We start from the raw sequence: 12,862 nt of genomic DNA, 5'->3' as shown, positions 1-12,862 counted from the left end.
TTCTTAAGACTGGGCCGTGCGGCGCCGCGCTACCCAGCCCACCAGTCCCAAGCCAGCCAGCAGCATGGCCAGGGTTTCGGGCTCTGGTACGGGAGACACGTTAATGTTGTCCACTGCCACGTAGGCACCGGAAAAACTGCCTAAGCGTACCGAGTTCACATTGGTAAACCCCGTCAGGCTGTACGAAGCAAATGCTCCAGGAGCTACCGAAACGGTGTTGGTGACATTGACACCACTGGTCCGGAAACCCGTGATTTCTATGGAGAGCGGGTTAGGCCCAAAGTTATGCCAGCCCCCCAAATCAATGCTGCTGACGTTGAATGCCGAGCCGGACACCGCTGCGAAAGACTCTGTTCCGGTGCCACTGGAGCGATACACCAGGAAATGTGTGCCATTGCTGGCACCGAAATCGCCAGCATCAAAAATGCCGTGCAAGTCAGTCGTGGTGAACCGGTAGCCGGTGCTAACCAAGTTACTAGCGGTTGCGGCAAGGGGACTAGAGAGGTCTTCAAAGCTGACAGTGCTGGCAAACGCTTGGCCACTTGCCAGCAAAGCGCCAAGACTGAGGCTGGCTCCGAGGACTTTGATTGCAGTTTTCATTGTGTTTTCTCCCATCAAATCTCAAAGAATGCCCGTGATGTAGGCGGTTGCAGACGTGCTTTTCGGGCCGCTGACTGTGCAACTCGTTGTCACATTGGGGCCAATAGCGGTAGGAAATCCTGGTGGCCCCATGCTGTAACCGGCCGGCAACCCGCCTTGTAGCAAGCTGCCAGCATCCTCACACTGGGCAATGGCCACGCCCGCAGTGGAATTTGCCTTGCGCGCAGCGTAGTTAATAGATGAGGCTGAAGAAATACCGCCGGCAACACCTTGGGTAGCCGCCACTTGGGCATCAGAGCCCAAATCGACAAACTTGGGAATTGCCACTGCCGCCAACACACCCAGTATCACAATGACCATGACCAGTTCAATGAGCGTAAAACCCCTCTGGTTTGGAGAAATACCGCCTGACTGCGAATCGTGACCCAAAATCTGCATAAGTAACAATTTGTTACCCAGGATGATAAGCAGAATGGATGGCTTTGCAAATAGGCCGTCGGGACTAGGCAGAACCTATCTCCCGGCACCAAATTTGCTGTGTATTCGCGATAGTCTGATCGGACTAGCCTGGGCACCCACGGCTTAAACCATGTCTGTCGACGGCGATAATCGAACACGCTCTTAGCGCTTCAGGGATTTATTCACAATGACTATTCTGGTTACCGGCGGCGCCGGCTTTATTGGCAGCAACTTTGTTCTGGACTGGCTTGCCGGCTCGGACGAAACGGTGATCAACCTGGACAAGCTGACCTACGCGGGCAATCTGGAGAACTTGGCCAGCTTGGCTGGCAATCCCGCACACGTCTTCGTGCAGGGTGACTTTGGCGACACGGAACTGGTAAAGCGATTGCTTGCTACGCACCGACCACGCGCCGTGATCAACTTCGCCGCAGAGAGCCATGTGGACCGCTCCATCCATGGCCCGGAAGAGTTTATCCAGACGAACATCGTGGGTACGTTTCACCTACTGGAAAACGTGCGCGGATATTGGGGGGCGATGGAATCGGATGCGAAAGCTGCATTCCGTTTTTTGCACGTCTCCACCGACGAGGTCTACGGGTCTTTGGCCAAAACCGATCCGGCCTTCACCGAAGATAACAAGTACGAGCCCAACAGCCCTTACAGCGCCAGCAAGGCGGCCAGCGATCATTTGGTCCGGGCCTATCACCACACCTATGGCCTGCCGGTGCTGACCACCAATTGCAGCAACAACTATGGCCCTTTTCATTTCCCGGAAAAACTGATTCCACTGATGATCGTCAACGCCCAAGCCGGCAAGCCATTGCCGGTGTATGGCGATGGCCAGCAGGTGCGTGATTGGCTCTATGTCAAAGACCATTGCAGTGCCATCCGCAGAGTGCTGGAGGCGGGCAAGGTCGGTGAGGTCTACAACGTGGGCGGCTGGAACGAGAAACCCAATCTGGACATCGTGCACACGGTTTGCGCGCTGCTGGATGAACTGAAGCCCCGCGCTGACGGCAAACCGTACAAAGAACAGATCACTTACGTCACCGACCGCCCCGGTCACGACCGGCGCTATGCGATTGATGCCCGCAAAATTGAGCAGCAACTGGGCTGGAAGCCCGCTGAAACGTTTGAAACCGGCATACGCAAGACGGTGCAGTGGTACCTGGACAACCCGACTTGGGTGAGCAACGTGCTGAGTGGCGGATACCGCGATTGGGTGAGCAAGCAATACGGTACGGCGAAGGCTGCCGCATGAAGCTTTTACTGCTCGGCCGCAATGGCCAGGTAGGCTGGGAGTTGCAACGCGCCCTCAGCGTGCTGGGTGACGTGGTGGCCTTGGGCTCGAATGCCGCGGGCAATCCTGACGGTCTGTGCGGCGACCTGACTGACCAGCGGGGGCTGGCAGAAACCGTGGAGCGCGTTGCGCCAGACGTGATCGTGAACGCCGCCGCCCATACCGCCGTGGACAAAGCCGAGAGCGAGCCCGATCTTGCGTACGCAATCAATGCCCTAGCCCCCGCCACGCTTGCACAAGCAGCTACAAAAACAGGAGCATGGCTGGTGCACTACAGCACCGACTATGTGTTTGACGGCAGCGGCTCGGCGCCCTGGAAAGAGACAGACGCGACGGGGCCGCTGAGCGTATACGGGCAATCCAAGTTGGCGGGCGAACAAGCGGTCGCCACCACACCCAAGCATCTGATTCTGCGCACCAGTTGGGTCTATGCTGCGCGCGGCGGGAACTTCGCCAAAACCATGCTGCGATTGGCGGCGGAGCGTGAGGCGCTGACCGTGATCCATGACCAATTTGGCGCCCCAACTTCAGCCGAACTGCTGGCGGATGTGACCGCGCATGCGCTGAGAGTGCTGCGGGAACGGCCCGATCTGGCGGGTTTGTACCACTGCATTGCAGGCGGTGAAACCACCTGGCACGGATATGCCCAGTTTGTATTGGGCCAGGCGCGGGCGCTGGGACTGCCGCTGAAGGCCGGGCCAGACCAAATCCAACCGATCGCCACCAGCAGCTACCCAACGCCCGCAAAACGCCCGTTGAACTCGCGCCTGGACACCTCCAAGCTGCAGGCGGCGTTCGGGCTGTCTCTGCCGCACTGGCAAGCCGGCGTAGCGCGCATGCTGACCGAAATCTCAGGGAAATAAACACATGACAACGACCTCCAGCAAACAGCGCAAGGGCATCATCTTGGCGGGCGGCTCCGGCACTCGCCTGTACCCTGCCACGCAAGCCGTCAGCAAGCAGTTGCTGCCGATCTATGACAAGCCCATGATTTACTACCCGCTCAGTGTTTTGCTGCTGGCGGGCATTCGTGAGGTGCTGGTCATCAGCACACCACAGGACACGCCGCGCTTTGAGCAGCTGCTGGGTGACGGCAGCCAATGGGGCATCCAGATTACCTACGCCATCCAGCCGTCGCCCGACGGCCTGGCGCAGGCGTTCTTGATCGGCGAAGCATTTCTGGATGGAGCCCCCAGTGCTCTGGTGCTGGGCGACAACATTTTCTACGGCCATGACTTTGCAGGATTGTTGGAGAGTGCGACGCAACAGACAACCGGAGCCACCGTATTCGCCTATGCCGTGCAAGACCCGGAACGCTATGGCGTGGTGGAGTTCAACGCGGAGGGTCGCGCCATAAGCCTCGAAGAAAAGCCCAAGGCCCCAAAGTCGCGCTATGCGGTAACGGGCCTGTATTTCTATGATGAACAAGTGGTGTCGCTGGCCAAGCAGGTCAAACCGTCGGCGCGCGGCGAGCTGGAAATTACCGACCTGAATCGCTTGTACCTGGAACGCGGGCAGTTGGACGTGCAGACCATGGGGCGCGGTTACGCCTGGCTGGATACAGGTACACACGAGTCGATGCTGGAGGCCAGCCAGTTCATCTACACGATTGAAAACCGGCAGGGCTTGAAAGTAGCCGCACCGGAAGAGATCGCCTGGCGGAGTGGCTGGATAGACGATGCGCAGTTGCAAAAACTCGCACAGCCACTCGCGAAATCGGGCTATGGCCAATACCTGCTTCGTTTGCTCAAGGACAAGGTGTACTGATGAAAGTCACGCGCACGGCAATTGCCGACGTATTTCTGTTGGAACCCAAGGTGTTTGGAGATGAAAGGGGTTTCTTCTTCGAAAGCTTCAATGAGCGCGTGTTTCGCGAAGCTACGGGAGTGACTCTTCCGTTCGTACAAGACAACCACTCCAAGTCCGGGCAGGGCGTGTTACGTGGATTGCATTACCAGCTCAAGCACGCACAGGGCAAGCTGGTGCGCGTGGTTACTGGCGAAGTGTTTGATGTCGCTGTGGATATCCGCCCGCAGTCTCCAACCTATGGAAAATGGGTCGGTGAAATTTTGTCGGGAACCAACAAACGCCAACTCTGGGTGCCGCCCGGTCTGGCCCACGGCTTTCTCGTGCTTTCGGATTCCGCTGAGTTTTTGTACAAAACCACAGACTATTACGCTCCGGAATTTGAGCGCTGCATCGCTTGGAATGACCCCACACTGGCGATCTCTTGGCCAAGCATGACAGAGCCCCCAAAGCTATCCGCCAAGGATGCGTCAGGCGCGCCCCTCGCACAAGCTCAGCTGCGCTTGGACTAAGCCGCTCCGCGGCCGGTGCCTGTTGGGTTGGAAATTTGCCACGTACAAATTGGCTAATTTGTTACTCAGACACATCTTTGGTGCGTGATTGCCCTTGTCATCGTATATCCTAGTTGGCTATGGCGTCTGCTGATACCCTGAACCGCGAAACCACTACGGTAGCCCTGCCCGGCATAGGCCGCGCCTTGGTTGCCGCAGGCAAGCTGGGACAGAAAGCGGCAGAAGACATTTATCGCAAAGCGGTTGGCGGCAAAAACAGCTTTATGGCCGAACTGGTGGGTTCGGGCGCAGTGTCACCGGCGGACCTGGCATCCACACTGTCCCAAGCCTTTGCGGCCCCCTTAGTCGACCTGGATGCGGTAGACGCACAGCGCCTCCCCAAAGGGCTGCTGGACCCCAAAATTTGCGCAGATTTCCGCGTACTGGTGCTCAGCAAGCGCGGCAACCGCTTGATCATTGCCACCGCTGACCCGTCAGACCAAGCGGCCGCAGAGCGCATCAAGTTCTCGACCCAAATGGGGTTTGACTGGGTCATCGCCGAGTACGACAAACTCTCCAAGCTGGTAGACGCCAATGCCACGACGGCCACCGAGGCGATGGAAGACATCATTGGTGGTGACTTTGAATTCGACGAGTCCGCTGCCGAAGTCCCGACAGAAGCCACCAACGCCAACACGGCCGAGGTCGAGGATGCCCCCGTCGTTCGCTTCCTGCACAAAATGCTGATGGACGCCTTCAGCATGCGGGCATCGGACTTGCACTTCGAACCCTACGAGCATACCTACCGGGTGCGCTTCCGCATTGACGGTGAATTGCGTGAAATCGCGAGCCCCCCGATCGCCATCAAGGACAAGCTGGCATCGCGGATCAAGGTGATTTCGCGCATGGACATCTCGGAGAAGCGAGTCCCCCAAGATGGGCGCATGAAACTCAAGGTTGGTGCCGACCGGGTGATCGATTTCCGGGTCAGCACCTTGCCAACGTTGTTTGGTGAAAAGATCGTGATCCGGATTCTGGACCCCAGCAGTGCCAAGCTGGGTATCGACGCCCTGGGCTATGAAGCCGAAGAGAAAGAGCGCCTGATCAAGGCCATTGGTCGCCCCTACGGCATGATTCTGGTCACTGGCCCCACGGGTTCCGGCAAGACGGTGTCGCTGTACACCTGCCTGAATATGCTGAACCAGCCTGGCGTGAATATCGCCACGGCGGAAGATCCGTCTGAAATCAACTTGCCCGGCGTCAACCAGGTCAACGTCAATGAAAAGGCTGGACTAACCTTTGCGGCTGCGCTGAAGTCCTTCTTGCGCCAGGATCCCGACATCATCATGGTGGGGGAAATCCGCGACCTGGAAACAGCGGACATCTCGATTAAGGCTGCGCAGACCGGGCATTTGGTTCTTTCCACCCTGCACACCAATGATGCGCCTACGACGCTGACACGCATGCGCAACATGGGTATACAACCCTTCAACATTGCGTCTAGCGTCATTTTAATTACGGCGCAACGTCTTGCCCGCCGCCTGTGCCTGAATTGCAAGCAGGTTGCTGACGTGCCGGCACAAGCTTTGCGCGATGCCGGGTTCAAAGACAGCGAATTGGATGGCAGCTGGAAGCCTTACCGTGCAGTCGGCTGCTCCATGTGTAACAACGGTTACAAAGGTCGCCTTGGCATTTACCAGGTGATGCCGATTAGTGACGAGATTCAGCGCATCATCTTGCGTGACGGTAGCGCCATGGACATTGCCGCGCAGTCTGAGCTGGAGGGCGTGCGATCGCTGCGCCAGGCGGGTCTGCATAAAGTGAAACTCGGGCTGACTTCGTTGGAAGAAGTGCTGGCCGTGACCAACGAATAAAAGACCACCCAGGGGACCCTATGGCAACAGCAAAACCTGCTGACAACAAAGACGCAGTTTTCGAGTGGGAAGGCAAGGACCGCAACGGCAAACAAGTCCGTGGCGAAATCCGCGCGGCGGGTGAAAACCAGGTCAAGTCCTCTTTGCGGCGGCAGGGTGTTACCCCCACCAAGATCAAAAAGCGCCGTATGCGCTCTGGCAAGAGCATCAAGGCCAAGGATTTGGCCATCTTTACGCGCCAACTCGCCACCATGATGAAGGCGGGTGTGCCGTTACTGCAAGCCTTTGATATTGTGGGACGCGGCAACCCCAATCCCAGTGTCACGAAGTTACTCAATGACATCCGCCAGGATGTGGAAACCGGCACATCCCTGAACGCAGCTTTCCGAAAGTTCCCGCTGTACTTTGACAACCTGTATTGCAACTTGGTCGAGGCCGGTGAGTCGGCGGGTATTCTGGACCAATTGCTGGACCGGCTTGCGGTCTACATGGAAAAGACTGAAGCTATCAAGTCCAAGATCAAGTCTGCGTTGATGTACCCAATTGCTGTGCTGGTTGTAGCTTTTGTCGTGGTGTCCGTAATCATGATTTTCGTTATTCCGTCATTCAAGCAAGTTTTCTCATCTTTTGGTGGTGAATTGCCAGCACCAACCTTGGTTGTGATTGCCATGAGCGAATTTTTTATCAGCTACTGGTACCTGATTTTCGGTGGCTTGGGCGGAGGCATTTATTTCTTCCTGCAAGCCTGGAAACGCAACGAAAAAGTGCAGGCATTCATGGACCGTGTGATGCTCAAGCTGCCCATCTTTGGCGTGATGGTAGATAAGAGTTGTGTCGCACGATGGACCAGGACACTATCAACCATGTTCGCGGCCGGGGTCCCTTTGGTCGAAGCACTGGATTCTGTGGGTGGCGCGTCAGGCAATATCGTTTACCAGCAAGCCACGCAAAAGATCCAGCAAGAGGTGTCAACAGGTACCGCCCTGACTGCCGCCATGACCAATGCCAATCTGTTTCCCAGCATGGTGCTGCAGATGTGTGCCATTGGCGAAGAATCTGGCTCCATTGACCATATGTTAGGCAAAGCAGCGGACTTTTTTGAGGCCGAGGTGGACGACATGGTGGCCGGCATTTCCAGTCTGATGGAGCCCATCATCATCGTGGTGCTCGGTACTGTTATCGGCGGCATTGTGGTGTCCATGTACTTGCCCATCTTCAAGCTGGGACAAGTGGTTTGATGTTGAGCGGTGTGCAATGGCTGGATGCCAGTCTGATCGGCCTGCTGGGACTATTGCTTGGCAGCTTCCTCAATGTGGTGGTGTACCGGTTGCCCAAAATGATGGAGCAACAGTGGGCAGCGGAATGCGCAGAATTCTCGGGTAAAGAAGCCCCCTCCGCCCCCACATTCAACCTGATGGTGCCCCGCTCTCGCTGCCCACATTGCGGTCACGTCATTCGATGGTTTGAAAACATCCCGGTCGCCAGCTACCTGGTGTTGGGCGGCAAGTGCTCTGCCTGCAAAGCAGGTATAAGCCCACGCTACCCTCTGGTAGAGCTTGCAACCGGCGCCCTGTTCTTTTGGTGTGCGTGGCAATGGGGTGCAGGTACCACTGGTCTCGCTTGGTGTGCTTTCAGTGCCATGCTTCTGGCACTGGCCCTGATCGACTGGGACACTACCCTGTTACCCGATGACGTCACGCTTCCCCTGCTGTGGCTTGGGCTTATTGCTGCTGCGCTGCAATGGATACCCGTGCCACTAAGCACTTCCTTGTGGGGTGCTGTGGCAGGCTATCTGTCCCTCTGGACCATCTATTGGGTCTTCAAATTGGTGACCGGCAAAGAGGGCATGGGTTATGGGGACTTCAAGCTGTTTGCTGCCTTGGGTGCGTGGTTTGGCTGGCCTTTGCTGATCCCCATGATTTTGCTGGCGTCTGTCATTGGCGCTGTCGTAGGCATTGGCATGAAATTTACCAGCGGCCTGCGTGAGGGGGGCTATGTACCATTCGGCCCCTTCCTGGCCGGTGCCGGATTGACCGCCTTGCTGCTGGGTCCCCAGGTGATGCGCCAGGCCGTGGGCCTGTGAAACCATGCTAGGTGCCCTGCGTTTAGGCCTCACTGGAGGCATAGGCAGCGGCAAAAGCACGGTAGCGGCCTTCTTGGCAGGCCAGGGCGCTACTGTCATTGACGCCGACGCTTTGGCACGCGCCACCACCGCCCCGCGCGGGGGTGCCATCCCTGCGATTGCGGCCACCTTTGGTCCTTCGATGCTTACCCACGAAGGTGCTCTGGACCGCGAAAAAATGCGGCAACTCGCCTTTGCAGATCCGTCGGCCAGAGTCCAGCTCGAAAACATCGTCCACCCGCTGGTCGGCCAAGCCATAGGCCAGGCGACCCAAGCGGCTAACGCAGCGGGAGCTGCGCTCATCGTGTATGACATTCCTTTGCTAGTGGAGTCCGCACACTGGCGGCACGATCTGCCGCAGGTGCTGGTTATCGACTGCAAGGTGGAGACTCAGGTCCGGCGGGTCATGGCGCGCAACGGATTGAGCGAAGCAGATATCAGCCGAATCATCGCGACCCAGGCCCCACGCGTACGGCGCTTGCGGGCCGCCGACATGGTGGTCTTCAATGACGGAATTGCATTGGCTGAACTTGCACTCCAAGTGCAGCAAATTGGCCAACAGTTCGGGCTATGATTCGGCGACCGGAAAATACAGCGTGATCCTCTACGAATACCCCTTCAACGAACGCATTCGCACTTACTTGCGACTTGAACATCTGTTTCTGCGCCTGGCAGAATTGATGTCACGCGCCCAGCCGCTGGACCACCATTTTGCGCTGGCCACGATTTTTGAAGTGATGGACGTGGGCGCCCGGGCAGATCTGAAATCCGATGTACTCAAAGACCTGGACAAACAAAAGCAGGTACTGAATGGTTACCGCGGCAACCCAGCGATTGCAGAAGGTGTGCTGGACAAGGTCATTGCCCAGTTGGACCACTGCTTTACCTCCCTGAATGGACTCACCGGCAAAGCGGGCCAGTCGCTGACCGAGAACGACTGGCTCATGAGTATTCGCAGCCGTGTCGGCATCCCGGGCGGGACCTGTGAATTCGATTTGCCCGCCTACTACGCTTGGCAACACCGTGACGTGGCTACACGCCAGGCCGACCTGCAGCGTTGGGCGTCCACACTGGCGCCGCTGGCGGAATCCATCCACCTGTTGTTGAAAATGTTGCGCGATTCCGGCGCTCCGCAAAAGGTAGTCGCTGTGGGGGGGCAGTTCCAGCAAAACCTGCCGCAAGGGCGCACCTTCCAATTGCTGCGCCTGGCGCTTGACCCGTCACTGCAACTGATACCAGAAATCAGTGGCAATCGCCTGATGGTCTCCATCCGCCTGATGCGCCACGATGCCGACGACCGCCTGCATTCCAGCGGAGAAGATGGTGCGTTCGAACTAACCCTGTGTTCTTGAACCGAGGTTGTACGGCCATGGCCCAGACGGATACACCCAAGATCGTGCGCTGCCCCCAATGTGGCGGAGACAGCGTGTACAGCCCCAGCAATGTTTATCGTCCATTTTGTGGTGAACGTTGCAAAAACCTGGATTTGGGCGCCTGGGCCAGTGAATCGTTCCGCGTCCCCACCGAGGCCCCACCTGACGACCAGGTGTTTGGCGACGCCAAGCTGCAATAGAAGCCAAACTGGCCCCTAGCCCCCTATAAATCTGCCCCAGCAGCTACAAAATATGTAGCACCCTTGTGGGCACGCTCGGCAGCAAACCAGTCCAGCACTGGCACAGTACCCGGCAATACCGGTTGTACCTGCACAGGCAACTGCTCCCAAGAACAACTTTGCGCCTCACGCATCTGCAGTTCACCTGACCAATCAAACACTTTGCAGAAGTGCAAGCGCACCAAGGCGTGGGGATAGTCGACCAGCTCGACTTTCCAGGGAGTCACAGCACCGATGGTGATTCCAATTTCTTCGTGTAACTCGCGGCGCAACGCCTGCTCCACGGTCTCGCCTTCCTCCAGCTTGCCGCCAGGAAATTCCCAGTAACCCGCGTACGCCTTGCCAGCAGGCCGCGATGTGAGCAAGAAAGCGCCATCATTGCGCACCAGAACACCCACAGCCACCTCGACGGCCTTGCGGTCCGGGCCACCAGCGCGCGCAGTGCCAGGATCGGCCATCAGCGGTCCGCTCATACGGGGTCACGCCCCGCAAAGTCTTTGGCGAACTGGTAGGCGACACGGCCACTGCGCGAACCGCGCTCCAGCGCCCACAACAGAGCCTCGGCGCGCGCTGCCGCAATGCGCTCGGGCGCTATCCCCAGAGCGCTGAGCCATTGGGCCACGATGGCCAGGTATTCGTCCTGGTTGAACGGATAAAAGCTCACCCACAGGCCAAAACGCTCAGACAGAGAAATCTTTTCTTCCACGCCCTCACCCGGATGCACTTCACCATCCTCGGTGTGCTTGTAGGTCAGGTTCTCGGACATGTACTCCGGCAGCAGGTGGCGACGGTTACTGGTTGCGTAGATGAGCACGTTGGGTGTGGCTGCTGCCACGGATCCGTCGAGAACCGACTTCAGCGCCTTGTAGCCCGCTTCGCCTTCGTCAAAGCTCAAGTCATCACAAAACACGATGAACTTCTCGGGCCGCTGGGCCACCAGATCCACGATGTCGGTAAGGTCCACCAAGTCAGCCTTGTCCACCTCGATCAACCGCAGTCCCTGCGTCGCATAGGTGTGCAGGCAGGCGCGAATCAGCGATGACTTGCCCGTTCCACGCGCACCGGTCAGCAAGACATTGTTGGCCGTGGCGCCGCGCACAAACTGGGCCGTGTTGCGCTGGATTTTTTCTTTCTGCTCGCCGATCTCTCTCAGATCACCCAGTGACATCGCACCTACGTGCTGCACCGGTGTGATCACGCCTTGGCCAGAGCGGCGACGGCGGTAGCGAAAAGCGATGGACGCGTCCCAGTCCGGCTGCTCCACGCCATGCGGCAAAGAGGCTTCCACCCGGGCCATGAACAGTTCGGCGCGTGCCAGAAAACTGGCCAACTCTTTGGTCAGGCTGTCGGTCATGGGCGTCGCTCAGGATCGGTAGTCGGCGTTGATGGTTACGTAGTCGTGGCTGAAATCGCAAGTCCACACCGTATCGGTGGCGGCACCGCGGCCCAGGCCCACACGCACGGTGATCTCGCTCTGTTTCATCACGCGCTGGCCGTCTTCTTCGCGGTAGCTGGGGTTGCGGCCACCACAGGTTGCCACATGCACATCGTCCAGATGCAACTCTATGCCCGTCTGGTCCAGGTCATCAATGCCGGCATAGCCCACGGCCGCCAAGATGCGGCCCAGGTTGGGGTCACTGGCGTAGAACGCTGTTTTGACCAAGGGCGAATGCGCGATCGCATAGGCCACTTTTCGGCATTCTTCAGCCGTGCGCCCGCCTTCCACCTGCACGGTGATGAATTTGGTGGCACCCTCGCCATCACGCACAATGGCTTGGGCCAACTGGCGTGCCACACTCAGCATGGCAGCCTTCAGCGCCTGACCATCGGCCGACTGCAGAGACGTGATTTCGGGATTTCCTGCTTTGTTGCTGGCAATCACCACCAGCGAATCGTTGGTAGACGTATCGCCATCCACCGTCACACGGTTGAAGGAGCCTTCAGCCAGCGACAGCGACAGCTCGTGCATCACGGCCTGACTCACGCAGGCATCGGTAGCAATAAAACCCAACATGGTGGCCATGTTGGGCCGAATCATGCCCGCGCCCTTGCTGATACCGCTGATGCTGATCTGCCTGCCGTCAATTGCGACCTGGGCACCGTAGGCCTTCGGCTGCGTGTCGGTGGTCATGATGCCTTCGGCCGCCTTCAACCAGTTGTCCAAGCGCGCATCGGCAATGGCCGCATCCAGGCCTGCTTCAATGCGATCGATCGGCAGCGGCTCCATGATCACGCCCGTAGAGAACGGCAACACCTGCCGCGCATCAATGCCCAGCTTGCCAGCGAGGGCCACACAGGTGCTTTGCGCACGCGCCAATCCATCGGCACCAGTGCCCGCATTGGCGTTGCCCGTGTTGATCAGCAGCGCGCGCATCGACTGTCCCGAAGCCAGGTGCTCGCGACATAGCTGCACGGGCGCAGCACAAAAACGGTTGGAGGTGAACACCCCCGACACGCTAGCACCTTCGTCCAGCAAAACCACGGTCAGGTCTTTGCGACCCACCTTGCGCACACCCGCTTCGGTCACGCCAATGCGCACCCCAGCGATGGGAAACAGGGTTGCCACATCGGGCAGGGGAAGGTTCACAGGCATGG

At 58.2% G+C, this 12,862-nt stretch carries 15 protein-coding genes; 10 read left to right on the top strand and 5 right to left on the bottom strand.

Features of this window, described 5'->3' with window-relative positions; genetic code table 11:
* Positions 1-3: 3 nt before the first annotated feature.
* Positions 4-600, bottom strand: a complete 597-nt coding sequence (locus AC07OE_RS00745; RefSeq protein ID WP_495068651.1) for an FxDxF family PEP-CTERM protein — start codon at positions 598-600, stop codon at positions 4-6.
* Between the two features lie 21 nt (positions 601-621).
* Complete coding sequence (locus AC07OE_RS00740) at positions 622-1,038, bottom strand: type II secretion system protein (RefSeq protein WP_495068650.1); 417 nt, start codon at positions 1,036-1,038, stop codon at positions 622-624.
* Positions 1,039-1,246: 208 nt separating this feature from the next.
* Here AC07OE_RS00740 and rfbB point away from each other — a divergent pair, with 208 nt between their 5' ends.
* The 10 genes from rfbB to AC07OE_RS00690 all read left to right on the top strand — a co-directional run bounded on the left by rfbB (position 1,247) and on the right by AC07OE_RS00690 (position 10,228).
* Positions 1,247-2,323, top strand: a complete 1,077-nt coding sequence (rfbB, locus tag AC07OE_RS00735; RefSeq protein ID WP_495068649.1) for a dTDP-glucose 4,6-dehydratase — start codon at positions 1,247-1,249, stop codon at positions 2,321-2,323.
* Positions 2,320-3,225 (top strand): dTDP-4-dehydrorhamnose reductase, encoded by a 906-nt coding sequence (gene rfbD, locus AC07OE_RS00730; protein WP_495068648.1) that lies wholly within the window; start codon positions 2,320-2,322, stop codon positions 3,223-3,225. Before rfbB ends, rfbD begins: the two co-directional genes overlap by 4 nt.
* Before the next feature lie 4 nt (positions 3,226-3,229).
* Complete coding sequence (rfbA, locus tag AC07OE_RS00725) at positions 3,230-4,129, top strand: glucose-1-phosphate thymidylyltransferase RfbA (protein ID WP_495068647.1); 900 nt, start codon at positions 3,230-3,232, stop codon at positions 4,127-4,129.
* Positions 4,129-4,680 (top strand): dTDP-4-dehydrorhamnose 3,5-epimerase, encoded by a 552-nt coding sequence (gene rfbC, locus AC07OE_RS00720; RefSeq protein WP_495068646.1) that lies wholly within the window; start codon positions 4,129-4,131, stop codon positions 4,678-4,680. Before rfbA ends, rfbC begins: the two co-directional genes overlap by 1 nt.
* A gap of 119 nt (positions 4,681-4,799) precedes the next feature.
* A complete protein-coding gene (pilB, locus tag AC07OE_RS00715) occupies positions 4,800-6,533 on the top strand; it encodes a type IV-A pilus assembly ATPase PilB (RefSeq protein WP_495068645.1) in 1,734 nt (577 codons plus the stop codon).
* Between the two features lie 20 nt (positions 6,534-6,553).
* On the top strand, positions 6,554-7,771 hold the full coding sequence (locus tag AC07OE_RS00710; protein WP_495068644.1) for a type II secretion system F family protein: 1,218 nt from the start codon (positions 6,554-6,556) through the stop codon (positions 7,769-7,771).
* Positions 7,771-8,616, top strand: a complete 846-nt coding sequence (locus AC07OE_RS00705; RefSeq protein ID WP_495068643.1) for a prepilin peptidase — start codon at positions 7,771-7,773, stop codon at positions 8,614-8,616. Before AC07OE_RS00710 ends, AC07OE_RS00705 begins: the two co-directional genes overlap by 1 nt.
* A 4-nt stretch (positions 8,617-8,620) precedes the next feature.
* Positions 8,621-9,229: a dephospho-CoA kinase gene (coaE, locus tag AC07OE_RS00700; protein WP_495068642.1), complete on the top strand. Its 609-nt coding sequence runs from the start codon at positions 8,621-8,623 to the stop codon at positions 9,227-9,229.
* Positions 9,230-9,251: 22 nt separating this feature from the next.
* On the top strand, positions 9,252-10,007 hold the full coding sequence (gene zapD / locus AC07OE_RS00695; RefSeq protein WP_495068641.1) for a cell division protein ZapD: 756 nt from the start codon (positions 9,252-9,254) through the stop codon (positions 10,005-10,007).
* A 17-nt stretch (positions 10,008-10,024) separates the two neighbouring features.
* Positions 10,025-10,228, top strand: a complete 204-nt coding sequence (locus AC07OE_RS00690) for a DNA gyrase inhibitor YacG (protein ID WP_495068640.1) — start codon at positions 10,025-10,027, stop codon at positions 10,226-10,228.
* Positions 10,229-10,251: 23 nt separating this feature from the next.
* Here the strand turns inward: AC07OE_RS00690 and AC07OE_RS00685 are convergent, their stop codons facing one another.
* From AC07OE_RS00685 to argJ, 3 genes are read right to left on the bottom strand one after another with little or no spacing between them, the layout of a single operon-like run.
* The gene (locus tag AC07OE_RS00685) at positions 10,252-10,740 is read right to left on the bottom strand and encodes an NUDIX domain-containing protein (RefSeq protein WP_495068639.1); all 489 of its coding nucleotides are present in this window, start codon (positions 10,738-10,740) and stop codon (positions 10,252-10,254) included.
* Positions 10,737-11,621 carry an ATP-binding protein gene (locus AC07OE_RS00680; protein WP_495068638.1) on the bottom strand — a complete coding sequence of 295 codons (885 nt, stop codon included), beginning with the start codon at positions 11,619-11,621 and terminating at the stop codon, positions 10,737-10,739. Before AC07OE_RS00680 ends, AC07OE_RS00685 begins: the two co-directional genes overlap by 4 nt.
* Before the next feature lie 9 nt (positions 11,622-11,630).
* Entirely contained in the window at positions 11,631-12,860 is a 1,230-nt protein-coding gene (argJ, locus tag AC07OE_RS00675; RefSeq protein ID WP_495068637.1) for a bifunctional glutamate N-acetyltransferase/amino-acid acetyltransferase ArgJ, read from the bottom strand.
* Between the last annotated feature and the right edge of the window lie 2 nt (positions 12,861-12,862).

This window comes from Rhodoferax sp. GW821-FHT09E07 (assembly GCF_059416145.1).
This window is presented reverse-complemented; position numbering and strand designations above follow the sequence as displayed.

What these genes read in the sequence shown, in the direction of transcription:
- AC07OE_RS00705 (WP_495068643.1), top strand. Translation starts at nt 7,771, where the DNA reads ATGTTGAGCGGTGTGCAATGGCTGGATGCCAGTCTGATCGGCCTGCTG.
- pilB (WP_495068645.1), top strand. Translation starts at nt 4,800, where the DNA reads ATGGCGTCTGCTGATACCCTGAACCGCGAAACCACTACGGTAGCCCTG.
- argJ (WP_495068637.1), bottom strand. Translation starts at nt 12,860, where the DNA reads ATGCCTGTGAACCTTCCCCTGCCCGATGTGGCAACCCTGTTTCCCATC.
- AC07OE_RS00745 (WP_495068651.1), bottom strand. Translation starts at nt 600, where the DNA reads ATGAAAACTGCAATCAAAGTCCTCGGAGCCAGCCTCAGTCTTGGCGCT.
- rfbD (WP_495068648.1), top strand. Translation starts at nt 2,320, where the DNA reads ATGAAGCTTTTACTGCTCGGCCGCAATGGCCAGGTAGGCTGGGAGTTG.
- rfbC (WP_495068646.1), top strand. Translation starts at nt 4,129, where the DNA reads ATGAAAGTCACGCGCACGGCAATTGCCGACGTATTTCTGTTGGAACCC.
- AC07OE_RS00710 (WP_495068644.1), top strand. Translation starts at nt 6,554, where the DNA reads ATGGCAACAGCAAAACCTGCTGACAACAAAGACGCAGTTTTCGAGTGG.
- AC07OE_RS00690 (WP_495068640.1), top strand. Translation starts at nt 10,025, where the DNA reads ATGGCCCAGACGGATACACCCAAGATCGTGCGCTGCCCCCAATGTGGC.
- AC07OE_RS00685 (WP_495068639.1), bottom strand. Translation starts at nt 10,740, where the DNA reads ATGAGCGGACCGCTGATGGCCGATCCTGGCACTGCGCGCGCTGGTGGC.
- rfbB (WP_495068649.1), top strand. Translation starts at nt 1,247, where the DNA reads ATGACTATTCTGGTTACCGGCGGCGCCGGCTTTATTGGCAGCAACTTT.
- AC07OE_RS00740 (WP_495068650.1), bottom strand. Translation starts at nt 1,038, where the DNA reads ATGCAGATTTTGGGTCACGATTCGCAGTCAGGCGGTATTTCTCCAAAC.
- rfbA (WP_495068647.1), top strand. Translation starts at nt 3,230, where the DNA reads ATGACAACGACCTCCAGCAAACAGCGCAAGGGCATCATCTTGGCGGGC.
- coaE (WP_495068642.1), top strand. Translation starts at nt 8,621, where the DNA reads ATGCTAGGTGCCCTGCGTTTAGGCCTCACTGGAGGCATAGGCAGCGGC.
- AC07OE_RS00680 (WP_495068638.1), bottom strand. Translation starts at nt 11,621, where the DNA reads ATGACCGACAGCCTGACCAAAGAGTTGGCCAGTTTTCTGGCACGCGCC.